The organism is Salimicrobium halophilum, assembly GCF_900100295.1.
GTDB classification, from domain to species: Bacteria; Bacillota; Bacilli; order Bacillales; family Halobacillaceae; genus Salimicrobium; species Salimicrobium halophilum.
On sequence record NZ_FNEV01000001.1, the window covers coordinates 431,407 to 458,267 of the forward strand.

Sequence of the window (26,861 nt, forward strand, 5' to 3'; positions counted from 1 at the left end):
TTTTTATTATCATTGCACAAGTCTTACTTAAATACTACTACTCTCTCTTCGGGGTACATCAAAGAAAGAGACGCTGTATATCATTCCAGGTCACGACGATCATCAGAAGTAACAACAACGCAAAGCCGATGAAAGTAATAGCTCCTTCTTTTTGGGGATCGACCGGCTTTCCTCGGAGTAATTCCACTCCGATAAACAATAACCTGCCACCATCGAGGGCAGGGATCGGCATAAGATTGACGATTCCCAGGTTGACGCTCAGAACAGCCGTCCACATCACAAAGTTCGTAAGCCCTGTTTTCACTACCTGATCCGTCGCATCGTAAATCCCCACAGGACCTGACAGCATATCTATAGAGAATTGTCCCGTGACAAGTTTACCAAGATTCGTGAGTATGAGCGTTGACCATTCATATGTTTGTGTGAAACCAAAAGACAGTTTCTTTACGAATGAATCCTCAAAAGCTCTCGTCACACCGACCTGACCGATTGTCTGGTCTTGAGCTTCAATAGCTCTCGGTGTAACTTCCACTTCTTCCGTAGAACCATTTCGACTTAAAGTGACATTCATAGTTTCTCCTGGATGATCCTGCACGATCATCGTGAAGTCTTCCCATGTCTTCACCTGTTCCCCTTCGGCCTGAAGAACTTCATCGCCGGGCTCGAATCCTGCTTCACTGGCAGGAGAATTCTCCTGGACTTCTCCGAATCTGGCTTCCTCCGCAGGTACCCCCTGGATAAATCCGAGAATAGTGAAGAGAACGATAGCCAGTACAAAGTTCATCATCGGTCCCGCGAAGAGTTGCATGGCCCGCTGCCTCTTAGGTTTGGATGCGAATTGTCTGTCGTAGGGAGCAATCTGTGTTTCTTTTTCATCCATCACGAACAGTGCTTTCGGATCCACCTCGAAAAACAATTTCTCATCCTCATCGATTTCGTACCCTTCGATAACTAATCGATGATCAAGGTCGGCGTGTTCGACTTCGATGATTCTAGCTGCGGGATGTTTCGTTTTATTGTTCACGATGATCTTTTTCACTTTCCCCGCTTCATCGAATTCAAGACCGATATGATGACCAGGTTTCAATTCGATGATCTCAGGGTCTTCTCCTGCAACACGCACGTATCCACCTGCGGGTATTAAACGGATGGTATACAATGTTTCATTCTTCATGAAAGAGAACACTTTCGGACCAAAACCGATAGCGAACTCACGGGCCAGCATCCCTGCTCTCTTAGCAAAGATCAGATGCCCCCACTCATGGACGAATACAAGAAGACCGAACATGAGTATGAACGCAATAACCGTTGTCACATGAAGCACCTTCCTTTATTTAACATAACGTTTGACACGTTCCCTCGTTTCTTTATCAATCTCCATTATATCTGATAAAGAGGGGGTTGAAACACTTTTATGCTCTTGTAGAGATTTTTCTACGAGTGTTTCAATATCGAGAAACGAAATCTCTTCTTCTAAAAACATCGCTACTGCCTGTTCATTAGCGGCGTTCAGTACCGTAGGCATGGAACCACCAGCCCTGCCGGCATCAAACGCCAGTTTTAAGCACCGGAAACGCTCCATATCCATTTTCTGAAAATTAAGCTTGGATAATTCTTCTAACTCCAAAGACTCTGTGTCATCAAAACTCAACCTTTTGGGATAGGTCAAAGCATATTGAATAGGTACTCGCATATCCGGCGACCCAAGCTGAGCCATGACGCTCTTATCCTTAAATTCCACGAGAGAGTGTATGACACTTTCTCTATGCTGAAGTACGTGGATCTTATCATAAGGCATATCAAAAAGCCAATGCGCTTCAATTACTTCAAGACCTTTATTCATCATCGAAGCGGAGTCGATGGTAATCTTTGCTCCCATACTCCAGTTGGGATGATTCAGCGCATCCCTTACTGTTACACCTTCAAGTTCTTCCCTTGAATTGTCTCTGAAACTTCCACCGGAAGCGGTAATGATCAGTCTTCTTACATCTTCCTGTCTTTCTCCATTCAATGCCTGAAAGATGGCGGAATGTTCACTATCTACTGGGATAAGTGGCGTATTATACTTCTCCGCTTCCGCCATCACGATGTGTCCGGCAGTCACCAGAGTTTCTTTGTTTGCTATGGCTATCGTCTTCTGTGCTCTTATCGCCGCTAACGTGGAAGGAAGTCCTACACTGCCCATCACTGCGTTTACTAACACATCCACTTCTGCCGCTGTACTAGCCGCCTTCATTCCCTCTTCGCCGATGAAGATGGAAGCATGCCCCGTAGCTTCGGCTACTTCATTTCTGACTTGTTCGCTGCCGACAACAACTATTTCCGGCTGAAACTCCCGGATCATCGGAATAGCTTTCTGGCTGTTTCTTCCGAATGCCAATGCAAAAAGAGAGAATTGATCTTTATGCTGACGGATGACGTCTATCGTTTGTTCCCCTATCGAACCAGTAGCCCCTAATAATGCTATATTTTTCATAAAAACGCTCCCTGTTACTTATGGTATGAAATTAATTAAGTGTAAGACCGGCAACATGAAGATAAGGCTGTCAAAACGATCCAGAACCCCGCCATGCCCCGGCAAGATTTTTCCGGAGTCCTTCACTAGATAATGACGCTTAAATGCGGATTCTACCAGGTCCCCTATTTGCCCAGTCACAGATATTAAAATAGTTACGAGAATCAGCAGGAACATCGAAGAGTGCAGAGGATGTACGAGCTGGAATACTACAGCTACGACACAGGCCAAAGCAACTCCTCCGAGAGCTCCTTCCACCGTTTTCTTGGGACTGATTTTCGGCCAAAGCTTTTTCTTCCCGAACAATCTGCCGAATATATAAGCTCCTGTATCTGTCGCCCATACAACGAACAGGGCATAAAAAACGTAAGCAAGACCTCCATCCAGCCTTGTCTCAATCAGATAGTAAAAGCCCATCCCAACATAGATGGCTGAAATAAGTACAAAACCGGCATCATCAAAGCTGAAGCGATTATTCACCAGCACCGTGTAACTTAACAACAGCAACACTGCGAGTAAAGAGAGCTCTGATTTTGAAACGAACACATTCAGGTGATAAGGCATCGCTTCGGGCAACATCAACGACCACATGAATAGGAGAGTGATAAGAGAAGATACCGAATACCTTGCGATTTTTTTCATTCTCATCAATTCAAATATTGCTATGCTTGCCAGTAAGTATACAAATAAAGTGAAAGGAGTTCCTCCCAGAAGTACGATGGGAATAAAGATAAGTCCTGCAATAATTGCTGTAATTGTACGTTGCTTCATCAAATCACACCTTATACGCCGCCATAACGACGCTTCCGATTTTGATAGTTTCTGATTGCTTCTTCAAGCGTGTCTTCATTGAACGATGGCCAGTACACATCCGTAAACCAGAACTCCGCATAAGCCAGCTGCCATAACAGGAAGTTGCTTAATCGCTGCTCACCACTTGTGCGAATCAACAGGTCAGGCTCATGTAAGTGAGAAGTGTAAAGGTGCTCCTCGAACAGGTCTTCGGTGATATCCTCAGGATCCAGCTCTCCCTCTTTCACTTGACCAGCTAATTGTTTCGTCACTTCCACGATTTCATGACGACTCCCATAGTTCAATGCAAAGTTCAATACCATTCCTGTGTTATGCTTCGTTCGATATATAGCTTCATCTACCGCTTGTTGTGTATGTTTTGGCAATAAATCTTTCGTTCCTATCGTCTGAACCCGCACGTTTTTTTCTATCAGTTCCGGTAGATAGGTCTGCAGAAAATCGACGGGAAGTTTCATGAGGAAATCCACTTCTTTTTTGGGCCGCTTCCAATTTTCTGTCGAAAAAGCATAAAGTGTCAGTACCTGCACTCCCAAATCTGAAGCGTGGCGGACAACTTTCTTGACAACGTCCATCCCTTCTTTGTGGCCGGCAATGCGAGGAAGATTTTTCTCTTTTGCCCACCTCCCGTTTCCGTCCATGATGATGGCTATATGGTTCGGTACTTTTTCTATTTCTATATCTTGATGCTTTTCGTATTTTGGAAGTTTTCGATTCATAAATGGAATCTTCAGTGGCATCAGTACCATCCTTTTCTTAAATCACTATATGTACTAGAAGGGTACGGTAACCCTTCCTAACAAAACTACCATAGATGCCAACAAAACAAAAGCCGTACTGCCAAACAATTACAGCACGGCTTGTTCTATGATTTTCACACTTCCATGATTTCTTCCTCTTTTTTCTTCGCAAGATCATCGATTTCTTTCACATGATCATCTGTCAGTTTCTGAACATCATCCTGATAGGAACGAAGGTCGTCTTCTGTCAGTTCTCCGTCTTTCTCATCTTTTTTCAGTTGATCATTCGTGTCACGGCGAATATTTCTGATTTGGACTTTCGCTTCTTCTGTATACTTTCCTACGACTTTCGTCAGGTCTTTACGTCTTTCCTGCGTAAGAGCCGGGATGTTGATACGGACAACATTACCATCACTGGAAGGAGCAAGGCCAAGATCCGCTTTCTGGATAGCTTTCTCAATTTCTGAAATCGCAGACTTATCATATGGTGTGATAACCAGAAGTCTCGGCTCCGGAGCAGACACCTGCGCCAATTGATTCAATGGCGTAGACGCTCCATAATAATCGACGTATACAGCATCGAGAATATTAGGATTGGCACGGCCGGCGCGAACAGTAGCCAGTTGCTTGGAAAAAGCCTGTACCGCTTTTTTCATTTGATCTTTTGTTTCTTTGATTAACTTGTCAGACATGGTTCATTTCCCCCTCACTAACGTTCCTATATCCTCACCGAGGACAGCTTTTTTGATGTTTCCTTCTTCCATAATCGAGAATACCAATAAATCGATATCGTTGTCCATACATAAAGAAGAGGCTGTAGAATCCATAACCCCCAACCCTTCATTCAAAACATCCATGTAGGAAAGGCGATCGTATTTTTTGGCATCTTCGTTCAATTTCGGATCGGAAGTGTAGACCCCGTCCACATTATTCTTTGCCATGAGTATGACATCCGCTTCTACTTCGGCAGCGCGAAGAGCAGCTGTTGTATCTGTAGAGAAATAAGGATTTCCGGTTCCTGCAGCAAAAATGACGACCCGTTTTTTCTCAAGGTGACGCATCGCCTTTCTTCTGATGTAAGGTTCAGCTACTTGACGCATTTCGATGGATGTTTGAACACGAGTAGGAATATCGATGTTTTCAAGGCTATCTTGAAGGGCCAGGGAATTCATAACGGTCGCAAGCATACCCATATAATCTGCATTTGCACGATCCATCCCCATTTGACTTCCGACTTTTCCGCGCCAGATATTTCCTCCACCGACTACGATAGCTACTTCTACACCCAGTTCTGCAACTTCTTTCACCTGTTTGGCGACAGATTGGATGATATTCGGTTCAATCCCGAATCCTTCTTCTCCACTAAGTGCTTCTCCACTAAGCTTCAACACGATTCTTTTATAACGAGTAGTTTCCATAATAACCTCCATAGAAGTAGTCCACTTGATTTTTCACTTTCGAAAATAGGGAACACAGCGTGTCCCCTATTTCAACTGAATGTTATTATTTTTTCACCTGACTCATTACTTCATCAGCGAAGTTTTCTTCGCGTTTTTCCATTCCTTCACCGACACCGAAACGAGTGAAGTTAGTGACTTTCGCACCTTTAGATTCAACGAACTGCTTCACTTTCTGATCAGGGTCTTTAACAAAGTCCTGTTCCAGCAGGCAGATTTCCTGTAGGAACTTATTAAGACGGCCTTCTACCATCTTCTCTACAATGTTTTCAGGCTTTCCTTCGTTCAGCGCTTGTGTTTTAAGTGTTTCACGCTCCGCGTTAAGTTCCTCTTCAGGCACTTCATCACGGGACGTGTAGCGTGGATTTACTGCAGCAATGTGCATAGCTACATCTTTTGCTGCCGCTTCATCTGTGGAACCTTCAAGTACCGTAAGCGCTCCGATAGAACCGCCCATGTGAAGGTATGCACCGAATGCATCGTTATCTGTTTTCTCTTTGATTACGAAACGGCGAAGAGAAATCTTCTCTCCGATCTTAGCGATAACATCTGTGATATAATCGCCCAGTTTTTGACCATCTCCGTTTAGAGGCTGCTCAAGAGCTGTTTCTACATCAGCAGGCTTCTGGGAAACGATGTGGTTCGCAAGCTCCTGAAGAAGAGTCTGGAACTGTTCGTTTTTCACAACGAAGTCTGTTTCGCAGTTCACTTCGATCAAAGCAGCAGTGTTTCCGGAAGTAGCGATATACGCAGAACCTTCTGCTGCGATACGATCAGCTTTTTTAGCCGCTTTCGAAATACCTTTTTCACGAAGCCAGTTCTGTGCTTCTTCCATGTCACCGTCTGTTTCTGTCAAAGCTTTCTTACAATCCATCATTCCCGCGCCTGTCAATTCGCGCAATTCTTTAACCATTTTCGCATTAATAGCCATTCTATTTCCTCCTTATTATCTTTCATCTGTTCGCTTTATTCTCGATTCTTCTTTAAAAAAGGTGATAAAAGGTTTCCCTCTTATCACCTCCTGAAACCTGCTTACTCTTCTACAGTTTCTGTTTCTTCTTCTGTTTCTTGTGCTTCTTCAGCAGCTTCTGCTTCCTCTTCACCCTGTTTAGCTTCAAGGATCGCATCCGCCATTTTACCTGTAAGAAGTTTCACAGCACGAATAGCATCGTCGTTCGCAGGAATTACATAATCAATTTCATCAGGATCACAGTTTGTGTCCACCATGCCTACAATTGGAATGTTCAATTTATGAGCTTCCGCAATAGCGATGCGCTCTTTACGAGGATCGATTACGAAAAGTGCGTCCGGAAGTTGTTCCATGTTACGGATACCACCTAGGAACTTCTCAAGCTTTTCTCTTTCTTTGTTCAGTTCCATAACTTCTTTCTTAGGAAGAACATCGAAAGTGCCGTCTTCTTCCATACGCTCGATATCTTTCAAACGATTGATACGTTTGCGGATTGTTTTGAAGTTCGTCAATGTACCGCCCAACCAACGCTGGTTGATGTAGTACATACCGGCACGGTTCGCTTCATCACGAACAGTGTCTTGAGCTTGTTTTTTCGTACCTACAAATAGTACTTTGCCGCCATCTGCAGCAAGGTCGCGTACGTAATTAAACGCTTCGTCTACTTTCTTGACCGTTTTTTGAAGGTCGATGATGTAGATTCCGTTACGCTCCGTAAAAATATACTTTTTCATTTTCGGGTTCCAGCGACGTGTCTGGTGTCCGAAATGAACCCCTGCTTCAAGCAGTTGTTTCATAGAAATTGCTGACATAAATAAATCCTCCTGTTTGGTTTTTTTTAGTATCCTCCGTTCCCTTCATTTCCCGATTGCGAACTTTCCGATTAAGAAAGCAACCCACAATGGGATCCGGAAACGTGTGTATTGACACCGAAAATTAATATATCATACTCACCTTCTAATAGCAAGTCCTTCCTACTAACTTTGTCCGAATTTAACGATCAGTTCCACTTCCGTTTTTCCCTTGCCTAACTTTTTGGCAATTTCCTCTATTGATAGCCCTTCTTCATACATCTGCTTCGCTTTTGTTTCATCTGAGAATTCTACGACATCATTTTCCTCAATCTCGGGGGGACTGTATATGCTTTCCTGCTCTTGGCTGTTGTCCCTATTTCTATAAATCTCCTGAACAGGGGAAGCGACATTTGGAGAAGAGTCCATGTTCATGTTCTGTTCAAACCGTTTATTTTCTTCTTTAATCTCTTCGAGGTATGCCTGAAACGTTCCTTCAATCTCTCTTGCCATCCGTTGATGCTTCATAAGGTTATCCTCTCTGCCCTTCATTTTCGTGAACAACAGAAAAAGTCCGAGAATGATTACACCATCAATGATAAAATTAACGACTAACAGAAATATAGTCATATGAAATTCACCAACCAATTTCATTACCCGCCTTGACGCTCAAGACCTGGGCATTATTTTGATTTCGCCTTTCTCGAGGTAGATATGAACGTGTTTCTGTTCTGACTTCAGTTGACGTTCATATTTACCGAAACCTATCTGTACATTTGAATAGAGCGTCTGATCGACTAAAACCGAGGTCTTTTCAATATTACCCAGCGAATCATTCAACAGCTTCAATTCTTCTTCTATGGCCTGAAGATCATCATCTATATAAGACGAGGAGTTCCTCTGCTTATGTAGTAGCGCTTTTTGCTTGTCTGTAAGCACTCCTTTTTGTTTATAAAGATTTACAAGCTTTTCACCTATGGCTAAAAGCTTCTGCTTTTCTTCTTCCTTCATCGTTTTCGCCCGGTCGTACTGCTCCAGCTTTTCTTTGATTTTTTTGTTCACTCCCATGTATACACTTGTAGGGGTGTTCATACGATTCCCGATTTCTTTGGATTTCACCTGGAGACCTGAAGAAGTATTCCCTCCGATAATCCCTCCGTTGCTACAAAGGACATATCGTTTTGCCACACATTCACTATGTACAATGGATCTTTCTACGATAATATCCTGCCCTGCCTCTACGTTCCCCTGATTAATATAGGATGCTTTTACATCGACCCCGGCTTTCAATAGGCATTTTCCCATACCAGACACACCGCCTTCGATATAAATAGAACCTTTCGCCTCAAGAAATGCACCTTCCACCAGGCCTCTCACCGTTATATCTGCATCAGATTTCAACGTATATCCGGTGGGGACATCTCCGGAAATGACGATTGAGCCAACGAACTCCAAATTGCCTGTTTTCATATCGATGTCTCCATCTACCTGATATACCGGTTGAACAGACACCCGGACTTCATCATAACTTACCTGTCCATCAATATCAGCGTATAAATTCCCCGTGGAAGATTCGAAAGTTATATTTTTCCCTGGTCTGATTCTGCTAGGTTTCCCTGGCCTCGGACTTATTTCTTCTCCATAGACATCCCGGCCCTTTTCCCCCAGAGTGGGTTGATGAATCGTCCCCAGCTTCTCCCCCTCATGAACCGAAGGGATATTCATAATCTCACGGAAATTTTCTTTATCTTCCATACCCTTTTGTACAGACAAATCTATATCAAACGAAATGTATCCGTCCTCTCCATGGACAGGACCGGAACCTTCAGCTATACAAACAGGAAAAGAGGCAGACTGTTCCTCTATAGCTGCAAGACTATCTGCTCTCAGCCCATGCGTGACTCCTTTTCCTTGAAGAGCAGCTTCCACGTCTTCTTTTCCTATTTCTGCCGTCTCATCTTCTAAATGAATAAAAGCCTTCAAACGATCTTCACTGATTCGAACTTCCATGGTGGATATCACGTAAGCGTCCCCCTCTATGGTTACCCCTGGTATTTGCTGAGAGCGTCCCGCAATTTAAAAATAGCCCGGGCGTGGATCTGGGATATCCTCGACGTGGTCAGCTCCATTACTTTCCCTATTTCCGTAAGGGTCAACTCTTCTTCGTAAAATAAACTTAACACCAGCTGTTCTTTCTCATTTAAGTGTTTGATTTCTTCAACCATTTCCTTGATATTCTCGCTTTTCACGAGAGAATCGTCAGGCAATTCTCCCTGCTCGTCAGGAATCATGTAGCCGATCCCTTCTTTATGTTCATCCCCTGCATCTTTCGGCTTTTCTTCCACAGAGAGTACATTCGAAAAATACGCGTCTTTCGTTACTTCTTCCACCTCTTGTGGAGTCATATGAAGAACTTCGGCAATTTCGTGAGAATCGGGGTTTCTTCCAAGCGTCTGTTCAAGTCGTTCTGACGTCTGTTCTATTTTTTTCGACTTATCCCGAACTGTCCTCGGAAGCCAGTCTTCTTTTCTGAGTCCGTCGATTATAGATCCTTTAATCCGAAACGAGGCGTACGTTACGAATTTCAGATCCCGATCCAAATCAAATTTCTTCAGCGCATCATATAGACCTAAATAAGCCAGACTTTTGATATCATCCTTACTTACACTCTTAGGTAAATGCTGAGAAATACGCTGGACCTGATAACTCACGAGGTAATCATACTGTACGATCAACTCATTTGCTGCTTCTTTGTCATCATGATTCAGCCAGCGGTCCCACAATTTCTGCTCCTCGGGAGAAATTGAATTCGACATCTTACCCCTCCCTGTTCTGCCGGATTCGTACTAGTTTCTCTCATTTTCTTCATTCATTAGTTCTCTTATTACTTTTGAAGTCGCCTCTGCATCTCCTTCAGCAGAATCCTCATCTGATGAAAGCTCTTCTGCTTTTTCATGGGCTTCGTTGCGTCCTTCCCGGATTTCCTCGTTTCCTGAGAAGCCTGCAAACGACAATACAGCCCGAAAAATGAAAACAGCCAAAAAAAGTATGAGAAATGCAATCCCCCCGCGCCAAAGGGAGGTGTCCGCAGGATTCACGCGTAAGCTGATTAAAAAAGCACCTAGCGAAGCGATAACAGCAATCCAAACGTTCCAACGAATCGATCCTATCATCGGAGTGTCTTCGCTCCTTTGGCCACCGTTTTCACGGACAGTTCGGATGATCCGATGTCGAATTCGATGGTTCTCCCGTTCGTGCCCCCGGTATCTTCAGCTACTAGCGGAATCCCTCTGCTCGAAAGCTCCTTTTTGACTGCTTCTACGTTTCTGGGTCCTATACGCATCATTTCATTCGCACTTTTCGACTGGAACATTTGGGCACCTCCTGCGATCATGGCCTTCATCGCCTGCTTTTTCATCCCTTTTGTTATCAGTTCCTCATAAACATACTCGATAGCTGTATCTGCATATTTATGGAGGTTGAGATCGCCCCTTCTTGCCATTGTTGATTCCGGAAGCATAATATGAGCCATGCCGGCCATTTTTCGTTGATTGTCGTAAAGGACGATCCCCACACAAGAGCCAAGTCCTGTCGTGCGAAGTCTGTGGGGATGGTTCGCGACTTTCGCATCAGAGATACTGACTTTTATAATCGACATGGTTTCAGTCCTCATCGACCGGAACCCCCAAAGCATGGAAGATTGTCTTATATGAACCAGGATCCGGGAGCAGAAGAAAGTAGCCGTTGATTTCTTCATCTTTTTCAGGATCTACAAGAATGGTTTCAATGATGATAACTTCGTCTGTAACATTGGATACTTCTATAAGTCCGGAGCTCACGATTGCCCCAAACATATCAACGGCAAGTTCAGGAACACTCGGCTCTAAATCGAGTTTCGTAAAATCAGACAGTGCGCTTAAATAGGACCCTGCGAGTATATTACCAAGTTCCTGGGCTGCGGAAACTTTCATGGTGCCTGGATTCATTTCTTTGAAGGACCCGTCACGGATTCCCGTCATCTCGCTTGTGAAGTAATCTGCCTGATCCGGTGGCAATATGAAAAACATCGTCGCAGGAGCATCGCCTGTCATTCGTAAATAAGTGGTGACGACGATCTCCTCAGCTCCACCTGTCATCTCTGTCACCTCGTCGAACCCGGCTACTCTTACCTCCGGCACTTTCATATCAATCGTCCGGTCCAGTAAGCTTGAAAGAGCCGTGGCACCATGCCCAGCCCCGATATTACCGATTTCTTTCAACACATCTAAATGGAATTTCCCCAATTCAGCAGTCATTTAGGTCCCTCTGTCGCTTCAAGTTTCAACAGCTCTTCTTTGGACAACACTTTCTCGAGACTCAGAAGTACAAGAAGACGCTTTCCTACTTTCGCTACTCCTTGAATATATTCAGCTTCAACATTCCCGACCACTTCCGGTGGAGGTTCTACTTGACTTTCGTTCAAATCAAGAACATCGTTTGCATGATCTACTACGAGCCCTACACTCATTTGCTCGATCGCTACAATAATCACCCTCGTATGGTCACCATTTTCTTTTCTTGAAAGACCGAAACGTTCACGCAAATGAATGACTGGTGTGACGACTCCCCGAAGATTCATCACACCTTCGACAAAGTCCGGTGTCCCCGGTACTCGCGTAATAGGCATCATTCTCTCAATGGCATGTACCTGATCGACCGGTATCGCATACTCTTCATCTTCAACTTGAAAAACAATCACTTTGAAATCTTCCGCCATTCTTCATCCTCCTTGCTTTTACTTAATCAAAGCATTACTGTCGATAATCAGCGCTACCTGACCGTCTCCTAAAATGGTCGCACCCGAAATCGCGAACACATTGGAGAGGTAATCTCCGAGAGACTTGAGTACGACTTCCTGCTGACCGATAAAGGAATTTACTACGAGTCCGGCCATTTTGTCACCTTTTCGTACCATCACTAGCGAGTAGTACCCATCATCCTCGAGTTCTTCGGGCACTTCAAAAATATCCCCGAGAAATACGAGCGGCACAACTTTCCCGCGGAAATCAATGACCTTTTTGTTGTGGGCATGCATAATATCTTCTTTACTGACGATAGCCGTTTCAATAATGGAAGAAAGCGGGATTGCGTACTTTTCCTTCTGTACTTCTACGAGCATGACAGAAATAATGGAAAGGGTTAACGGCAACTGTATAGAAAATGTGCTTCCTGCATCGAGCTCCGACTGGATCGTGATAGTTCCTCCGAGTGATTCGATCGTGTTTCTTACCACATCAAGACCTACACCGCGTCCGGATAAGTCAGAAACTTCATCTGCTGTGGAAAAACCGCTCGCCATGATGAGCTCATTCACTTTGTCATTGGACATGTTGTCTGCCTGTTCTCTCGTCACTACCCCGTTGGAAATCGCTTTCTGCACCACTTTTTCACGATTGATTCCAGCCCCGTCATCGCTGATTTCGATGAATACGTGGTTGCCGCTATGGTAAGCTTTAAGCTCCAAATTTCCCTCGGGAGCTTTCCCTTTTTCTTTTCGAACTTCCGGAGTCTCGATTCCATGATCAAGAGCATTACGTATTAAATGGACAAGCGGGTCCCCGATTTCATCGATGACCGTTCTATCCAGTTCTGTTTCCTGTCCGATGATCTCAAGATTGATATCTTTCTCAAGGTCCCTGGAAATCTGACGCACCATTCTCGGAAACCTATTGAATACTTGTTCTACGGGGACCATACGCATATTCAGGATAATCGACTGCAAATCTCCTGATACTCTCGACATCCGCTCTACCGTTTCAGTCAATTCTGAATTATTCAGATCTGTTGCAATCTGTTCCAGCCGCCCGCGATCAATCACGAGTTCTTCAAACAAATTCATCAAGTCATCAAGCCGGTCGATATTGACTCGAATCGTTTTATTGGCAACTTTTTTGTTTTTATCTTCCGCCTCTTTTTTAGGTGGTTCAGCCACTGCCTTTTCTTTCTCAGACTGTTTCGCCTCTTCTGACTGCTCGGCTTTTTCTTCGGTTTCCGGTTCACTAGGAGGAAGAGAATAATTCTGAACTTCAACCTTATCAATCTCTGAAACTTTCATGATTTTCGTCTTGATTTCCTCTATATCTTTATCCGTCACTATCAATACATCGAACGCATGATCGAACTGTTCATTTTCAAGGGCTTCCGCATCCGGACGACTTTGAACAACCTCCCCTAGCTGTTCCAACACTTCAAACACCATAAACACACGTGCTGCTTTCAACATACAGTCGTTCCTGAGTGTAACGGTAACGTGATAATTATGTAGCCCCTGTTCAGATGATTCAGCTAAAACCGCTTGAACGAATTCGTCCAGTTGAAATTCCTGCGATGGTACAGAAACGGATTCTTCTCCACTTGAAGAAGCAGCCGAAACAGAAGGGTCCCGTCCCTCTTCGATATTTTGAAGTTTGACTACAACTTTTTCCACGTTCTTAGCACCATCTCCTCCTTCCTGCACATCGACCAACATCGCTTCAAGATCATCCACTGATTCAAATACGACATCAAGCATAGATGAATCGACTGAAATTTCTTCTTTACGCACACGATCGAGAACATTTTCCATCTTATGGGTCAAATTCGAAATATCCTGGTACCCCATAGTCGAAGACATCCCTTTCAACGTATGAGCTGCCCGGAAAATCTCTTCTACGATTGTAATATCCTGGGGAGTATTCTCTAATTGAAGCAATTGATCGTTGATCGTCTGTAAATTCTCTTTACTTTCATCGATAAAAACCTCTAAATACTGATTATTTTCCAATGTCCTGCCTCCTTGTTAGCGATTCGTCGTTTCATAGATTCGTTTAGCGATTTCTTTCAGAGGAGTCACTTCATCAGCAAGGCCTGAAACCACTACAGATTTAGGCATTCCATATACGACGCAACTATGTTCGTCCTCAGCAATCGTATAAACCCTGGATGACTGTCGCTTAAGATTTATAAGACCCTCTGTTCCATCTGCTCCCATTCCCGTCATTACAACAGTTATTATATTGTAAGAACGTAGCGGAGCCAGGGTTTCAAACAAGTAATTGACCGACGGCCGATGTCCGAAAACCGCTTCTTCTTTATTTAATTCAACCGTAAGCTCACTGTCCATCTTCACGCCTAAATGATAACCACCCGGAGCTATGTAAGCAGTGCCCTTTTGAATAGATTCCCCGTGTACCGCTTCTTTCACTTTTATCTGAGAGAGACGATCAAGCCTTTCAGCCAGTGATTTCGTGAACCCTTCAGGCATATGTTGCACAACAAGGATAGGGCTCCCGAAGGTTTCAGGCAGGCTCGTAAGCACTTCCTGAAGTGCTCTCGGACCTCCCGTAGAAGTTCCTATCGCTACCAGGGAGTTCGAGGATGAAGTGGAAACGGAAGGAATTCTTTCATCCCTTGAAGCATCCACTTTTTTCGAGATTTTTGCTCTAGAAGCAGCCACAACTTTTTGCAAAAGTGTTCTTTTCACTTTGTTAATATCCAGCGAAATGGCCCCCGAAGGTTTAGGTACAAAATCCACAGCACCTATACTAAGCGCTTCGACCGTACTCCGGGCTCCTTCCTGTGTAAGACTTGAAAGCATTACTACCGGTCTCGGGAAGTCCTGCATGATTTTTTCCAGAGCGATAAGGCCATTCATCTTAGGCATTTCAATATCCAGCGTAATTACATCGGGGTCTAATCGCTCCACTTTGTCTAAAGCATCCTCCCCGTTACGTGCAGTCGCTATCACATATAAACGAGGGTCTTCCTCAATCATATCGTGGATCATTTTCCGCATGAATGCGGAATCATCCACGACAAGAACAGAACGCCTATCCATACACATCTACCTTTCTGAAACCAGTCGCTTTAATTTTTGTAAGAAAGACGAATCTTCGTGTGTCGGTTCTTCATTGATATACTGATGAACAATACTTTTCAATGATCTGCCTGCTTTACTCGAAGGAAACTCTTCTATGAAAGGACTTTGGCGGTGGACCGCTTTCAATACTGCTTTGTCTTCTGTAACAACCCCCAGGGCTTTCACCTCTTTGTCAAGGAACCTTGAAATCACAGCTTGCATACGTTCCATCGCTTTTTTCCCCTGCCGTTCATTCAATGTTCTGTTCATCAGAAGGGAAATATTCATCTGAGGGTCTTCAGCGTAGATATGTTTGATCATGGAGTAGGCATCTGTCAAAGAAGTCGGTTCTGAGGTTGTCACAATAAATGTTTCATCAGAAGCAGAAATGAATTGAAGACTCTCTTCACTCGCCCCCGCTCCCATATCAAAGAAGATGTAATCATATTCATACAATAAGGAGTCGAACTCTGCGAGGAAATAGGAGAACTCCGCCTCCTCCACATGAAAGAATTGATTCAGACTAGAACCCCCTGCAATGTAAGAAAGGGACTTTGGTCCTGTCTCTATCATATCACGGATCGATATTTTATCGCTGAATAAATCCGCCATATGGTAACGAGGGGTGAGGCCTAGTAATATATCGATGTTCCCCATGCCGATATCCAAATCGATGATCAGAACCCTTTTCCCTAGAGAGCTTAGTTCCAGAGAGAAATTGATGGTTACATTAGACTTGCCTACCCCGCCTTTTCCGCTGGCCACGGCTATCACTTTCGCCTTTTTTCCGTTCTGTCTCTGGCGTAATCTTCTTCGCAATTTCTCTGCCTGATCACTCATCGGAAAGCTCCGTTGTCAATTGGTCGATGAGCACCGGGAAAGAAACGGTTTCGATATCATCAGGTACACTCTGCCCTCTGGTCATATAGGAAATACCTATCTGATGATTCATGCATAGACTGATAGCGGCTCCGTAGCTGGCGGATTCATCCGCTTTCGTGAAGATAAGGGAGTGGATCGGTACAGAAGAAAACTGATGGTAGACTGCCTCTATATCCTTGAGCTTACTTGTCATAGAAAGGACAAGGATCGTTTCTGCATCTTTCCTGAAGTCGATCACCTGCTCAAGTTCACGAACGTAGGAGGGATCTTTATAATTTCTTCCTGCTGTATCCACAATCACAAGATCCTTATCCTTCAATTTTTCTCTGGCATTTAGGTAATCACCAATGTTATAAGCGACTTCCATAGGCACATCAAGCAATTTTGCATAAGTTCTCAGCTGATCGATAGCAGCTATTCTGTACGTATCCGTCGTAATGAATGCTACGGAAAGTCCTTCGTTCAACGCAGCATCAGCCGCTAGCTTTGCGGCCGTTGTCGTTTTGCCAACACCAGTAGGTCCGATAAGGTGAATGAACTGTTTACTTTTGTTTATACTCGCTTCCGGCACCTGTGCAGCCTGGTCCGACAAATACTTTTTCGTTTCTGCTTTAAGCGAAGACCCCTCGCTCATTCGAGAGATGATTTCTTCTATAATAGGAGAGGAGAGTTCCTGATCGGAAAGTTCCATATAAGCACCTTTCACCTCGGACGTATCGACTTTTTCTGATTTGATTAGCGCTTTCAGATCTTCCAGTCCTTTCATCAGTGCCGTTTCCTGTGTGCTATTCTCCGTCATCTCCATAGGTTCTCTTTGAAACGAAGGCTTCGCAGGATTCGACCTTTTCGGCGGAGCTTGAGGAGTATCAGGGTCTTTCGCTGCGATCACTTCAATCCCTTTCTTCTTGAAAAGTCCAAGGAACCCTCCACTCTTCACTTCTTTAGAGTTCAGTATTACTGCATCCGTTCCCAGTTCCTGCTTAACTTTTTTCATAGCTTTAGGCATCGTTTCCGCCTGGAATTTTTTCACCTTCATTCAACATTCACCACCCCTACACTTTGAACTTCCACACTTGGATCGATTTCGTTGTAAGATAGCACTACTACTTGAGGAAGAAAACGATCGAGCAGCTGCTTTACATACATCCGGATCGCAGGAGAGCATAATACAATAGCCGTCTCCTCCTGAAGGGACAATTGCTCAGCGAGTTGCGCAATACGTTGGGTGACGATCTGCTGCTTCTCAGGGTCGAGAGCGAGGAAACTTCCGTGCTCTGTCTGTTGAACATTATCAGCTATCAGCTTCTCTACTTGACCGGAGATCGTCACGACTTTGACGGTACCATCTTCTTTCTTGTACTGATTCGTAATCTGGGTAGCGAGTGCCTGTCTGGAATACTCTGCGAGTAGATCTGTATCGTTGGTCATTTTCGAAAAATCTGCAAGTGTTTCAAAAATGACAGGGAGATTCTTCACAGATACATTTTCTCTAAGTAATTTAGCAAGCACTTTCTGTACGTCCCCGACTTGCAGAGGTTCAGGTGTCACTTCATCCACCAGAATAGGATAGGATTCTTTCAGATGATCGATGAGTTTCTGTGTTTCCTGACGACCCAAAAGCTCATGCGAATACCGTTTGATCGCTTCAGTGATATGTGTAGAAACGACGGATGGAGGATCGACGACTGTGTAGCCGCTAAGTTCCGCCTCATCTTTCATATCCTCTGTCACCCATTTTGCCGGCAATCCGAAGGCTGGCTCAACCGTATCAATCCCTTCGATCTCTTCGTCGTCATCCCCCGGGGTCATAGCCAAATAATGATCGAGCAGAAGTTCCCCTGAGGCTACTTCATTCCCTTTCACTTTCAAGCGGTACTCGTTCGGATTCAACTGTATGTTATCCCTGATGCGCACCACCGGAATGACAATACCCAACTCGATGGCCAGTTGTCTGCGGATCATAACGATTCTGTCAAGCAGATCACCACCCTGGTTCGCATCGGCTATGGGAATGAGCGCATAACCGAATTCAAATTCAATCGGATCCATGCTGATAAGATCCACAACATTATCGGGGGATCGCATCTGCTCACTTTCTGTTTCATCCTCTTCTTCCGGTTCTTCTATATCAGGTTCCATAGACTCTCTCGACAACCAGTAGCCGCCGAATATAAGGAAAGAAGCGATCATTGTTGTCAGCATGATCGGTATCGGAGTCAACCCGAGTAGAAATATTGCTCCACCGGCTACGTACAATAGCTTCGGAAAACGAAGCAGCTGATCCGTTACGTCATTTCCTAGATTACCCTTGGAAGCGACCCTCGTTACAACAATACCTGTGGCAGTAGAGAGAAGAAGTGCCGGAATTTGACTGACCAGACCATCTCCGACTGTCAGTCTCATATATGTATCGATGGCTTCTTGGAAACTCAGCCCCATTTGCACCATTCCGATGATCAGTCCAAAAATGATATTCATAATAACGATGATGATCCCGGCGATCGCATCCCCTTTCACGAACTTACTCGCACCATCCATCGCTCCGTAGAAGTCCGCTTCCTGTTCTACTTTATCCCGCCGCTCTTTCGCCTGATGTTCATTGATCATTCCGGCATTCAAGTCGGCATCGATACTCATCTGTTTACCTGGCATCGCATCAAGAGTAAATCTTGCTGCGACTTCGGAGACACGTTCCGCTCCCTTTGTGATAACGAGAAATTGAATAATGACCAGGATGATGAACACAACGAAACCGACCAGCGGGTTTCCGCCTATAACGAATGTTCCGAATGTATCAATTACCTGACCGGCTTTCGCTTCGGACAAAATAGAACGGGTGGTGGAAACGTTCAACCCCAACCTGAACAACGTCATTAATAGCAGAAGGGTCGGAAAGACGGCGAATTGCAGAACATCATCCATATTCATAGAAACGAGTATGACAACAAGAGCCAGCGTAATATTCACCAATATCAAAAAACTTAAGAGCCATCCGGGCAGTGGGATGACCAACATGACTATGATTAATATGATTCCTAATAGTACGGATAAATCTCTTGCTGACATGACTGTCTCTCCTTAGTGAATTCAAACTTTTTTCTGCAATTTGTACACGTACGCCAGTACTTCTGCCACCGCCTGGAAAAATTCTTCATCGATCGGCTGGTCTACATCCGTCTGATTGTAAATCCCTCTCGCCAAAGGTCGATTCTCTACTGTAACGACTTCATTGGCCTTCGCTACCTCTTTGATTTTCAGTGCTACAAAATCGACACCTTTTGCTACGACGAAGGGAGCGTCCGATTTTTCTTCATCGTATTTTATGGCAACAGCGTAGTGGGTAGGGTTAGTAATGACGACATCCGCCTCTGGAACTTCGCTCATCATCCGGGCAGCAGACATCTGTCTTTGTTTTTCCTTGATTTTCGCCCTGATCTGCGGGTCCCCTTCCATGTTCTTATGCTCATCCTTCACATCTTTTTTGGACATCCGTATATTTTTTTCATGATCATATCTCTGATAGCTATAATCGATGACAGACAACAGTAATAATGCCAGGGCGGAAGCAAGTCCCATGATCATGGTGGTATTTCCAAAAAAAGAAAGAGCTGCATCCACGGATTTCTGAGCGGCCATGACCATCTCATTTTTATTGATCCATATGATGGAGAAGGTAATGATTCCCACCATAGAAATTTTCAATAAAGACTTCAGCAGTTCCACGAGGGCCCGGGGAGAAAATATTCGTTTGAACCCCTGAATAGGATTGATCTTTTTGGGATCGATCTTCAAAGGTTCTCCTGTGAACATCACTCCTACCTGAAGAAGGTTAGCGGCAATCCCGGCGACTACAGCGATCCCCATGATCGGCGCAAGTGCTTTAGCTACCTCGACAGTCATTTCATTCAACACGCGGCCTACGGTATGCTCTGTCACTTCCAGATGAATGTATTCCGTAAAAGCATGTTCATACATCGTAAGCATCGTGTCTTTCAATAACGGTCCGATCAGATAAAGAGCACCAAACGTAAGAAGTAAAAGGAAGCCTGTATTTACATCCTGACTCTTGGCCACCTGACCTTTTTTCCTTGAGTCCTGCCTTTTCTTCGGAGTCGCTTCTTCTGTTTTTTCATCAGCAGCAAAGAATTGTAAATCAAGTCGCAGCCTTTTCACTTTACGTCCTCCCCAATACGTCTAGAAACCCTCTCATTGTTGTAAGCATCAAATCGAACAACTGCTCAATCATCATAATGTAGAAACCCATAACAATCGTAAGTACAGAAAGCGCTACAAAGATCTTCAACGGGAGACCTACAACGAATACGTTCAGCTGAGGAACCGACCTAGCGATGATCCCTAACGCCACATCTACAAGAAACAGGCAACCTACAAGGGGAATCGCCATCAGAAAAGCAGCGATGAACATTTCGTTGAACGTATATATTACGTATTCAATCCAGTTTTCACTTTGAAATGCAATGAACTGATCGATTCCGATCGCTTCATAACTGTAGAACATTCCGTCAATCATTAAATGGTGTCCGTCTACTACAAGTACAAATAAGAGCGTAATGGTGTAAAAGTACTGTCCGATCAATGGACTCTGTGCACCTGTCTGAGGATCGACGACGTTAGCGATAGCGAAACCCATCTGGAAGTCTATGAACCCGCCTGCTACTTGCACAGCAGTAATGACTATGTAAGCCAGAAGACCAACGAATAAACCTACAATAGCTTCTTTCAACATAAGTAAAAAATACGTATGGTCAATCGTAAAAACTGGTGGTTCAATCGTTATATATAAGATCAGCGCCAGAAAAAAGGAGAAACCCACTTTATGTTGGTTGGGAACATTCCGATAAGAAAACAAAGGCAAAGTCGCAAAGAACGCTGTAATTCTTATGAAAACCAATAGAAAAGCCGGAATATTCGCAAATTCCATCCACTCTGTCATGTCACTAACCTACTAACATATTCAGATTTTCAAAGACGGAAGCTGTGAACTCGACCATATTCGTCAGCATCCATGGCCCGAAAAACACGAGACCTATGAGCACGGCTACAATTTTCGGAACGAAAGCAAGCGTCTGTTCCTGAATTTGTGTAGTAGCCTGGAAAATACTCACGATCAACCCTACAGCTAGAGCAAGAATCAAAAGCGGTCCCGTCACGAGAAGGACGGTATATATTCCATCTTTTGCGAATTGGATGACCATTTCACTGTTCATTATCTTCTCCTCCTAGAACCCTTCGAGCAACGAGTGTGTGATGAGATACCAGCCGTCAACAAGGACGAACAATAATATTTTAAATGGAAGGGAGATCATAACGGGCGGTAGCATCATCATCCCCATCGACATCAGAACACTGGCAACCGCCATGTCTATGACCAGAAACGGAACGAAGATCATGAAACCCATTTGAAACGCGGTTTTCAATTCACTGATAGCATAAGCCGGCACCAATGTGGTCATAGGTATTTCCTGAACCGTCTCAGGTGTCTCTGCTCCTGAATAATTCAGGAACAATTCCAGGTCTTTCTGTCTCGTATGGGTAGACATGAACTCCTTCATCGGAATGCTGGCCTGCTCGTATGCTTCATCCAATGTAATCTCTTCTTCGAACAAGGGGGTAAGAGCCTGCTCGTTAACCTCGTTGAAGGTAGGAGCCATAATAAAGAACGTCAGAAACAAGGCTAGTCCGATTAATACCTGATTCGGTGGCATAGTCTGCGTAGCAAGGGAAGTCCGGACGAAAGACAAGACAATGATGATTCTTGCAAAACTTGTCATCAGAATGAGAATCCCCGGAGCGAGGGACAATACAGTAAGGAGTAAAAGCAGTTGAACCGAAGTGGAGATATCTTCAGGGTTGGTTCCTGAAAACAGATCGACGAATTCATTCATCTGATTGATCCCCTTTTCGCCTGCTCTTTTCCTTCGTATGTTTCATGTCACTCAAATGTTTGGAAAACAACTGCTGGAACTGTACCGTAGATTCTCCTTCTTTTTCCTGTTTTTTGGTCAAGGAGAAATTCGTAAGATTCCCTTCGTTGTCTTCTTGTACCAATTGATTCTTTGTTTGTTCGTCAGTGACTTCTGTCAACATCTCTACAGTGTCTCCAACACCAAGGAGGTACACCTTATCCCCGACTTTCACTGCCTGCACAGATCGATTCTGTCCCAAAGGAATGCCTCCCAGATTCTCCATCTTCCTTGTCCTCGAAAAAAGTTTGTTTTTCCTTTGAACGAATTTCAATATTCCGTAGATCAACAGAAGCACGAAAGCTAATGCAAGCACCAGTTTCGTAGCACTCCACCACAAAGGTTCAGAACTATCCCCAGAGGCTTCCGTATCTTCCTGATCCGTACTTGCTCCACACCCCTCAAGGTCCGGATTTTCAGCACATTCACTAACACTCGGCCCCCCTGTTGCATGAACAGATGTGGGGCTGAGGAAAGTAAGGGCCGTCATTAAACATAAAATCATTTTCAGGTACTTCATATACATCCTCTTAGCTTAATGCTTTTTGAATCGCTTCGATTACACGATCAGCCTGGAACGGCTTAACAATAAAGTCTTTGGCTCCTGCCTGGATTGCATCAACGACCATGGCCTGTTGTCCCATCGCTGAACACATGATGACGTTGGCATCTGCATCCTTTTCTTTGATTTCTTTCAGAGCCTGGATCCCGTCCTTTTCAGGCATCGTTATGTCCAGAGTAACAAGATCAGGTTTATGTTCTGAATACATATCCACTGCCTGCTGTCCATTCTCAGCTTCTCCTACCACTTCATATCCATTCTTGGTCAAGATATCTTTCACCATCATTCTCATAAATGCTGCATCGTCTACTATCAGTACGCGTTCTGCCATTTTCCTGACACTCCTTTTTCCTTATCGTAATTTCTTCAGACGATCCTGTTGACTTAAAATATCTGTCACCCGGACGCCGAAGTTTTCATCGATAACAACAACTTCTCCTGTTGCCATCAGCTTTTCATTCACATAAATGTCCACCGGCTCCCCGGCCAATTTATCCAGCTCAACGATAGAACCGGAACTGAGATCGAGAATATCCCGGATGGTCCGCTTTGTTCTGCCAAGTTCCACAGTCACATTAAGCGGAATATCCATCAACATATCCAGATTGTTGCGCTCTGTTTCCGACATGTTCACCGGTTGGAAACTTTCGAATTCGGCGGCTTCCACGGTACTGTTTTCATTTGCTCCCTGACCAATCATCTGAGGTCCTCTGTTCGTTTCTTCTGTTTGAGCCTGTGGAGCTGGTTCTCGCCTCTTTTCAGGCTGTTGATGCTCCTTCTTTTCAGGCTGCTTAGTCTCTCTTTTTTCCGGTTCCGGTTTCTTCTGTGCTTGTTCTGCAGGAGCTTCATATGCCGGCTCACTACTTCCTTCCGGATTCATCAGCTGTTCGACTAATTCTTTGGAGAAACGAACCGGAAGCAATTGCATAATTTCAGAATCGATAAGTTCTCCCACTTTCAAACGAAAAGAAATTTGAGCGAGCTTATCATCTTCCGGGATGTGTTCCACCCCCTCCTCCTGCTGGATATCCAGCATCGTGATTTCAGGTGGAGAAATGTCTACCTTTTTATTAAATATGGAAGACATGCTGGTGGCAGCGGACCCCATCATCTGGTTCATCGCTTCCTGCACAGCACTCAAGTGAATGTCATTCAGCTCCTCTTCAGGGTTGGCGCCGTCTCCCCCGAGCATCAGATCAGCAATAATAGCCGCATCTTTCGTCTGAAGCACGAGAAGATTCTCCCCGGAAAGACCTTCCGTATATACTACCTGGATCGCGACATATGGATGCGGGAATTCCTGATCCAATCCACTTCTATTAATAGTCGAAATCTCAGGAGTTGTAATCTCCACTTTCTGATTAAGAAGAGAAGAGAGCGCTGTGGCAGAATTCCCGAATGAAATATTACCTATTTCCCCCAACGCATCTTTTTCTATATCTGAAAATGATTCTGAATCATCTCCACTCTCTCCCTCTTCTTTTTCATCCATGAACTCATCATCATCAAGATCATCGTCACTGGCATTCAGAAGAGCATCGATTTCATCTTGCGACAGCATATCATCATTCATAATCTTCATCCTCCCCCCGGACCGTTTCCAATACTTGCACAGCCACCTTATTCTTCACTTTTCCAGGCTGTATTAAAAATTTGTCTTCATTATCTACTCTCAATGTCATCGGATCTTCCACCAGTTGATCGAGGTGAATAACGTCCTCTTTTGAAAGATGAAGAAATTCTTCGATGGACATATCGGATTCTCCCAATATTGCCCGCACATCCACTTTCGTTTTTTCCACTGTCTTCGTCAATGCTTCATATTCCTCGTCGTTCCTTTCTTTCGTCTGCTGTTGCTGCATCCAATAGTGGATAGAAAGGTTAGGAATGATCGGCTCTAATACGACATGTGGAATACATATATTCAACATTCCACTGGTCTCCCCGATGGTTGTATTCAATGAAACTACGATAACTGTTTCATTCGGAGAAACCATTTGCAGAAATTGAGGGTTCACTTCGAACTCTTCGAGCATAGGGTCTATCTCTACGACAGATCCCCAGGCTTCCTGATAATTTTCCAGCGCTTTTTCAAATAGCCGGGACATAAGCGTGGTTTCAATCTCTGTCAGGTTCTCTACCTTATTCACACTTTCCCCGTGTCCCCCGAGCACTCGATCAAGCATCGCATAGGCAATATTAGGATTAGCTTCAAGAAGAATTCTCGACTCGAGGGGTTGCACACTGAAAATATTCAGAATCGTCATGGAAGGAATGGAACGGATGAACTCCTCATATGGCAGCTGGTCGACAGAAGCTACGTTAATATTTACATAGGTCCTGAGCTGAGCAGAGAAATAGGTTGTCAGTAACCTGGCGAAATTCTCATGGATTCTCGACAAAGAACGGATTTGATCTTTGGAAAAGCGTAAGGCTCTTTTGAAATCATAAACTCTTACCTTCTTCTCTTCTTTCTCCGCTTTCAGTTCTTCCGCATCCATTTCCCCTGTAGAGATTGCAGATAATAAAGAATCTATTTCGCTTTGTGATAAGACATCTTCCGCCAATGTTCCACCTCCCTCATCCTGTTAGATCTCCTGTTATTGTAAAACTTTGCTAATCGTATAAACATCTGTGATGGTACCCTCTTCCATAAATTCATTGAGTCTTAGTTTTATCGTCTCTTCGAGGGTAGTCAAATCGGATTTGAACGCTTTTTCGTCCATTTGAGCCAATTGTTTGATGATGACATTTTTCATCTGAAAATCTCTCTTTTCAAGCTCCTCGAGACCATCCGTACTGTCCGTAATGATACGGAAGCTGATACGTACAAACCCGCCACTCTCGAGATCCGTAGTCATTTCTTCCGTTTCCAGAGAAGCTTCTCTTATTTCATCGATGCTTCGCTCCCCGTCCGCCTCGGAACTGTTTAAATTAAGTACGATTATAATAGCCGCTACTCCTAGAACAGTGAGAGTAATTAGAACAATGAGCATTGTTTTCATCAATTTAGACATCGTCCTCACCTGCCTTGTTAACCACCTGTAATAAACCTATTTCTCTGTAAAACTTCTTCATCTTCTGGACGACCTCTTTTTTACTTTCTTTGACTACGAAGGTTTTCCCTCTTGTAGTGGTAATCGTCGTATCAGGAGTAGATTGGACCTGTTCTATATAAATAGCATTGAACGTAAATGTCTCTCCATTGAATTTCGTAAGTTCGACCATGTTATGTATAGGGGGACCAAGCATCCCCCTTCCCCCTTATCCTTAACGCTTCAGATTGACAAGTTCATTGAGAATTTCATCGGATGTAGTGATGATTCTCGTGTTTGCCTGGAAGCCACGCTGTGCTGTAATCATTTCCGTGAATTCCTCAGAGAGGTCTACGTTCGACATTTCAAGTGCCCCTGAAATCATTGAGCCTGTCCCATTCTGACCTGGAATATTGAAATTCGCCGCTTCATATCCGTCCCCATCTTCAGGTCCGTTGATCCATCCAGCATTATCAGTATTTTGAAACTCATTTCCCCCAATTTTTCTAAGACCTTCCGGGTTAGAGAAATTGGCAAGTGCAACCCTTCCTGCAACTTGAGTAGTACCGTCTTCATCAATATAGTTAACCTCACCATTCGGCTGAATATTAAAGCTCTGGGCTCCATTCGGAATAGTTATTGTCCCTATTCCTCCCAACTCATCAGTTTCAGGTTGTACATCAAGCCCTGGTGTAGACTGACCAACGAGATACTTTCCATTTCCATTTACTATTGCTCCATCACTGTCTAAATAAAAGTTTCCCGCCCTAGTAAAAGACATTACAGCATCTTCAGGTAACCCTTCTCCACCAGGAGCCAAATCACCAGCCGGGGATTCAGCTAGCGCAAACATCCCATCACCTTCTATAGCAAGGTCAAGAGATCTGTTTGTTGTTTGTCGATTCCCCTGAGTATGGACATTATCTATTGAATTTAACTCAGATCCCAATCCTACTTGCTTAGCGTTTACACCACCTAAATTTCTATCATCTTCTCCTTGAGGGCCTTGCGCAGCTGAAACAGTCTGGCTCATCATGTCCTGAAATGTCGCTCTTCCCTTTTTAAACCCGAATGTATTTACATTGGCAATATTATTACCGATAGTATCAAGTTTTGTTTGAAAACCTTTCATTCCGGAAATACCTGCATACATTGATCGTAACATTTATATTCATCCTCTCTATTTGCGGCCGTTTCTGTCTATCCACGGCCTAAGGCTTCCTAAATAGGTCCAGCCAT

At 44.1% G+C, this 26,861-nt stretch carries 31 protein-coding genes; all 31 read right to left on the reverse strand.

The window, feature by feature from the left end; genetic code table 11:
• Positions 1–58: 58 nt before the first annotated feature.
• The 31 genes from rseP to flgG all read right to left on the reverse strand — a co-directional run bounded on the left by rseP (position 59) and on the right by flgG (position 26,787).
• Positions 59–1,315, reverse strand: a complete 1,257-nt coding sequence (gene rseP, locus BLQ44_RS02330) for an RIP metalloprotease RseP (protein WP_093191607.1) — start codon at positions 1,313–1,315, stop codon at positions 59–61.
• Positions 1,316–1,330: 15 nt separating this feature from the next.
• Entirely contained in the window at positions 1,331–2,476 is a 1,146-nt protein-coding gene (dxr, locus tag BLQ44_RS02335) for a 1-deoxy-D-xylulose-5-phosphate reductoisomerase (RefSeq protein ID WP_093191609.1), read from the reverse strand.
• A gap of 18 nt (positions 2,477–2,494) precedes the next feature.
• Positions 2,495–3,286, reverse strand: coding sequence for a phosphatidate cytidylyltransferase (locus BLQ44_RS02340; RefSeq protein WP_093191611.1), 792 nt, complete (start codon positions 3,284–3,286; stop codon positions 2,495–2,497).
• Between the two features lie 11 nt (positions 3,287–3,297).
• Entirely contained in the window at positions 3,298–4,065 is a 768-nt protein-coding gene (locus tag BLQ44_RS02345; protein ID WP_093191613.1) for an isoprenyl transferase, read from the reverse strand.
• Between the two features lie 134 nt (positions 4,066–4,199).
• Positions 4,200–4,757, reverse strand: a complete 558-nt coding sequence (gene frr / locus BLQ44_RS02350; protein ID WP_093191615.1) for a ribosome recycling factor — start codon at positions 4,755–4,757, stop codon at positions 4,200–4,202.
• A gap of 3 nt (positions 4,758–4,760) precedes the next feature.
• A complete protein-coding gene (gene pyrH, locus BLQ44_RS02355) occupies positions 4,761–5,483 on the reverse strand; it encodes a UMP kinase (protein WP_093191618.1) in 723 nt (240 codons plus the stop codon).
• An 85-nt stretch (positions 5,484–5,568) separates the two neighbouring features.
• On the reverse strand, positions 5,569–6,453 hold the full coding sequence (gene tsf, locus BLQ44_RS02360; RefSeq protein WP_093191620.1) for a translation elongation factor Ts: 885 nt from the start codon (positions 6,451–6,453) through the stop codon (positions 5,569–5,571).
• 101 nt (positions 6,454–6,554) lie between these two features.
• Complete coding sequence (gene rpsB / locus BLQ44_RS02365) at positions 6,555–7,304, reverse strand: 30S ribosomal protein S2 (RefSeq protein ID WP_093191623.1); 750 nt, start codon at positions 7,302–7,304, stop codon at positions 6,555–6,557.
• A gap of 165 nt (positions 7,305–7,469) precedes the next feature.
• Positions 7,470–7,913, reverse strand: coding sequence for a DUF6115 domain-containing protein (locus tag BLQ44_RS02370; protein ID WP_093191625.1), 444 nt, complete (start codon positions 7,911–7,913; stop codon positions 7,470–7,472).
• Between the two features lie 39 nt (positions 7,914–7,952).
• Entirely contained in the window at positions 7,953–9,305 is a 1,353-nt protein-coding gene (locus BLQ44_RS02375; RefSeq protein WP_093191628.1) for a DUF342 domain-containing protein, read from the reverse strand.
• 20 nt (positions 9,306–9,325) lie between these two features.
• A complete protein-coding gene (locus tag BLQ44_RS02380; protein WP_093191630.1) occupies positions 9,326–10,099 on the reverse strand; it encodes a FliA/WhiG family RNA polymerase sigma factor in 774 nt (257 codons plus the stop codon).
• Positions 10,100–10,129: 30 nt separating this feature from the next.
• Positions 10,130–10,456 carry a hypothetical protein gene (locus BLQ44_RS02385; protein ID WP_093191633.1) on the reverse strand — a complete coding sequence of 109 codons (327 nt, stop codon included), beginning with the start codon at positions 10,454–10,456 and terminating at the stop codon, positions 10,130–10,132.
• Positions 10,453–10,956 carry a chemotaxis protein CheD gene (locus tag BLQ44_RS02390; RefSeq protein WP_093191635.1) on the reverse strand — a complete coding sequence of 168 codons (504 nt, stop codon included), beginning with the start codon at positions 10,954–10,956 and terminating at the stop codon, positions 10,453–10,455. The genes BLQ44_RS02385 and BLQ44_RS02390 overlap by 4 nt, the downstream gene beginning before the upstream one ends.
• Positions 10,946–11,578: a chemotaxis protein CheC gene (locus BLQ44_RS02395; RefSeq protein WP_093191638.1), complete on the reverse strand. Its 633-nt coding sequence runs from the start codon at positions 11,576–11,578 to the stop codon at positions 10,946–10,948. The genes BLQ44_RS02390 and BLQ44_RS02395 overlap by 11 nt, the downstream gene beginning before the upstream one ends.
• A complete protein-coding gene (locus BLQ44_RS02400; protein WP_093191640.1) occupies positions 11,575–12,039 on the reverse strand; it encodes a chemotaxis protein CheW in 465 nt (154 codons plus the stop codon). Before BLQ44_RS02400 ends, BLQ44_RS02395 begins: the two co-directional genes overlap by 4 nt.
• A gap of 18 nt (positions 12,040–12,057) precedes the next feature.
• Positions 12,058–14,085 (reverse strand): chemotaxis protein CheA, encoded by a 2,028-nt coding sequence (locus tag BLQ44_RS02405; protein WP_093191643.1) that lies wholly within the window; start codon positions 14,083–14,085, stop codon positions 12,058–12,060.
• A gap of 15 nt (positions 14,086–14,100) precedes the next feature.
• Positions 14,101–15,138 (reverse strand): protein-glutamate methylesterase/protein-glutamine glutaminase, encoded by a 1,038-nt coding sequence (locus tag BLQ44_RS02410; RefSeq protein WP_093191645.1) that lies wholly within the window; start codon positions 15,136–15,138, stop codon positions 14,101–14,103.
• 6 nt (positions 15,139–15,144) lie between these two features.
• The gene (locus BLQ44_RS02415; RefSeq protein WP_093191648.1) at positions 15,145–15,999 is read right to left on the reverse strand and encodes a MinD/ParA family protein; all 855 of its coding nucleotides are present in this window, start codon (positions 15,997–15,999) and stop codon (positions 15,145–15,147) included.
• Positions 15,992–17,077, reverse strand: a complete 1,086-nt coding sequence (flhF, locus tag BLQ44_RS02420) for a flagellar biosynthesis protein FlhF (protein WP_093191650.1) — start codon at positions 17,075–17,077, stop codon at positions 15,992–15,994. The genes BLQ44_RS02415 and flhF overlap by 8 nt, the downstream gene beginning before the upstream one ends.
• Positions 17,074–19,107 carry a flagellar biosynthesis protein FlhA gene (flhA, locus tag BLQ44_RS02425; protein ID WP_093191653.1) on the reverse strand — a complete coding sequence of 678 codons (2,034 nt, stop codon included), beginning with the start codon at positions 19,105–19,107 and terminating at the stop codon, positions 17,074–17,076. Before flhA ends, flhF begins: the two co-directional genes overlap by 4 nt.
• 21 nt (positions 19,108–19,128) lie before the next feature.
• Entirely contained in the window at positions 19,129–20,214 is a 1,086-nt protein-coding gene (gene flhB / locus BLQ44_RS02430; protein WP_093191655.1) for a flagellar biosynthesis protein FlhB, read from the reverse strand.
• Position 20,215: 1 nt separating this feature from the next.
• Positions 20,216–20,995 carry a flagellar biosynthetic protein FliR gene (gene fliR, locus BLQ44_RS02435; protein ID WP_093191658.1) on the reverse strand — a complete coding sequence of 260 codons (780 nt, stop codon included), beginning with the start codon at positions 20,993–20,995 and terminating at the stop codon, positions 20,216–20,218.
• A gap of 4 nt (positions 20,996–20,999) precedes the next feature.
• A complete protein-coding gene (gene fliQ, locus BLQ44_RS02440; RefSeq protein ID WP_093191660.1) occupies positions 21,000–21,269 on the reverse strand; it encodes a flagellar biosynthesis protein FliQ in 270 nt (89 codons plus the stop codon).
• A 12-nt stretch (positions 21,270–21,281) separates the two neighbouring features.
• Positions 21,282–21,947 (reverse strand): flagellar type III secretion system pore protein FliP, encoded by a 666-nt coding sequence (gene fliP / locus BLQ44_RS02445; protein WP_093191663.1) that lies wholly within the window; start codon positions 21,945–21,947, stop codon positions 21,282–21,284.
• The gene (locus BLQ44_RS02450; protein WP_176757396.1) at positions 21,940–22,545 is read right to left on the reverse strand and encodes a flagellar biosynthetic protein FliO; all 606 of its coding nucleotides are present in this window, start codon (positions 22,543–22,545) and stop codon (positions 21,940–21,942) included. The genes fliP and BLQ44_RS02450 overlap by 8 nt, the downstream gene beginning before the upstream one ends.
• Positions 22,546–22,555: 10 nt before the next feature.
• A complete protein-coding gene (locus tag BLQ44_RS02455; RefSeq protein ID WP_093191667.1) occupies positions 22,556–22,918 on the reverse strand; it encodes a response regulator in 363 nt (120 codons plus the stop codon).
• Between the two features lie 21 nt (positions 22,919–22,939).
• Positions 22,940–24,160, reverse strand: coding sequence for a flagellar motor switch phosphatase FliY (fliY, locus tag BLQ44_RS02460; RefSeq protein ID WP_176757397.1), 1,221 nt, complete (start codon positions 24,158–24,160; stop codon positions 22,940–22,942).
• On the reverse strand, positions 24,153–25,154 hold the full coding sequence (gene fliM, locus BLQ44_RS02465) for a flagellar motor switch protein FliM (RefSeq protein ID WP_093191670.1): 1,002 nt from the start codon (positions 25,152–25,154) through the stop codon (positions 24,153–24,155). Before fliM ends, fliY begins: the two co-directional genes overlap by 8 nt.
• A 33-nt stretch (positions 25,155–25,187) precedes the next feature.
• Positions 25,188–25,604, reverse strand: coding sequence for a flagellar basal body-associated protein FliL (gene fliL / locus BLQ44_RS02470; protein ID WP_093191673.1), 417 nt, complete (start codon positions 25,602–25,604; stop codon positions 25,188–25,190).
• Entirely contained in the window at positions 25,597–25,839 is a 243-nt protein-coding gene (locus tag BLQ44_RS02475) for a flagellar FlbD family protein (RefSeq protein ID WP_407690357.1), read from the reverse strand. The genes fliL and BLQ44_RS02475 overlap by 8 nt, the downstream gene beginning before the upstream one ends.
• Before the next feature lie 18 nt (positions 25,840–25,857).
• Positions 25,858–26,787 carry a flagellar basal body rod protein FlgG gene (gene flgG / locus BLQ44_RS02480; RefSeq protein WP_093191675.1) on the reverse strand — a complete coding sequence of 310 codons (930 nt, stop codon included), beginning with the start codon at positions 26,785–26,787 and terminating at the stop codon, positions 25,858–25,860.
• Between the last annotated feature and the right edge of the window lie 74 nt (positions 26,788–26,861).

Coding starts and splice junctions, on each gene's coding strand:
- BLQ44_RS02370 (WP_093191625.1), bottom strand. CDS start 7,913: ATGACTATATTTCTGTTAGTCGTTAATTTTATCATTGATGGTGTAATC.
- rpsB (WP_093191623.1), bottom strand. CDS start 7,304: ATGTCAGCAATTTCTATGAAACAACTGCTTGAAGCAGGGGTTCATTTC.
- BLQ44_RS02410 (WP_093191645.1), bottom strand. CDS start 15,138: ATGGATAGGCGTTCTGTTCTTGTCGTGGATGATTCCGCATTCATGCGG.
- BLQ44_RS02385 (WP_093191633.1), bottom strand. CDS start 10,456: ATGATAGGATCGATTCGTTGGAACGTTTGGATTGCTGTTATCGCTTCG.
- fliP (WP_093191663.1), bottom strand. CDS start 21,947: ATGAATGAATTCGTCGATCTGTTTTCAGGAACCAACCCTGAAGATATC.
- fliR (WP_093191658.1), bottom strand. CDS start 20,995: ATGACAGAGTGGATGGAATTTGCGAATATTCCGGCTTTTCTATTGGTT.
- BLQ44_RS02400 (WP_093191640.1), bottom strand. CDS start 12,039: ATGGCGGAAGATTTCAAAGTGATTGTTTTTCAAGTTGAAGATGAAGAG.
- fliQ (WP_093191660.1), bottom strand. CDS start 21,269: ATGAACAGTGAAATGGTCATCCAATTCGCAAAAGATGGAATATATACC.
- fliL (WP_093191673.1), bottom strand. CDS start 25,604: ATGTCTAAATTGATGAAAACAATGCTCATTGTTCTAATTACTCTCACT.
- BLQ44_RS02455 (WP_093191667.1), bottom strand. CDS start 22,918: ATGGCAGAACGCGTACTGATAGTAGACGATGCAGCATTTATGAGAATG.
- BLQ44_RS02390 (WP_093191635.1), bottom strand. CDS start 10,956: ATGAGGACTGAAACCATGTCGATTATAAAAGTCAGTATCTCTGATGCG.
- BLQ44_RS02475 (WP_407690357.1), bottom strand. CDS start 25,839: ATGCTTGGTCCCCCTATACATAACATGGTCGAACTTACGAAATTCAAT.
- BLQ44_RS02380 (WP_093191630.1), bottom strand. CDS start 10,099: ATGTCGAATTCAATTTCTCCCGAGGAGCAGAAATTGTGGGACCGCTGG.
- BLQ44_RS02450 (WP_176757396.1), bottom strand. CDS start 22,545: ATGAAGTACCTGAAAATGATTTTATGTTTAATGACGGCCCTTACTTTC.
- BLQ44_RS02415 (WP_093191648.1), bottom strand. CDS start 15,999: ATGAGTGATCAGGCAGAGAAATTGCGAAGAAGATTACGCCAGAGACAG.
- BLQ44_RS02340 (WP_093191611.1), bottom strand. CDS start 3,286: ATGAAGCAACGTACAATTACAGCAATTATTGCAGGACTTATCTTTATT.
- fliY (WP_176757397.1), bottom strand. CDS start 24,160: ATGAATGATGATATGCTGTCGCAAGATGAAATCGATGCTCTTCTGAAT.
- dxr (WP_093191609.1), bottom strand. CDS start 2,476: ATGAAAAATATAGCATTATTAGGGGCTACTGGTTCGATAGGGGAACAA.
- BLQ44_RS02345 (WP_093191613.1), bottom strand. CDS start 4,065: ATGCCACTGAAGATTCCATTTATGAATCGAAAACTTCCAAAATACGAA.
- pyrH (WP_093191618.1), bottom strand. CDS start 5,483: ATGGAAACTACTCGTTATAAAAGAATCGTGTTGAAGCTTAGTGGAGAA.
- flhF (WP_093191650.1), bottom strand. CDS start 17,077: ATGAAGGTGAAAAAATTCCAGGCGGAAACGATGCCTAAAGCTATGAAA.
- tsf (WP_093191620.1), bottom strand. CDS start 6,453: ATGGCTATTAATGCGAAAATGGTTAAAGAATTGCGCGAATTGACAGGC.
- flhA (WP_093191653.1), bottom strand. CDS start 19,107: ATGTCAGCAAGAGATTTATCCGTACTATTAGGAATCATATTAATCATA.
- frr (WP_093191615.1), bottom strand. CDS start 4,757: ATGTCTGACAAGTTAATCAAAGAAACAAAAGATCAAATGAAAAAAGCG.
- BLQ44_RS02395 (WP_093191638.1), bottom strand. CDS start 11,578: ATGACTGCTGAATTGGGGAAATTCCATTTAGATGTGTTGAAAGAAATC.
- flgG (WP_093191675.1), bottom strand. CDS start 26,787: ATGTTACGATCAATGTATGCAGGTATTTCCGGAATGAAAGGTTTTCAA.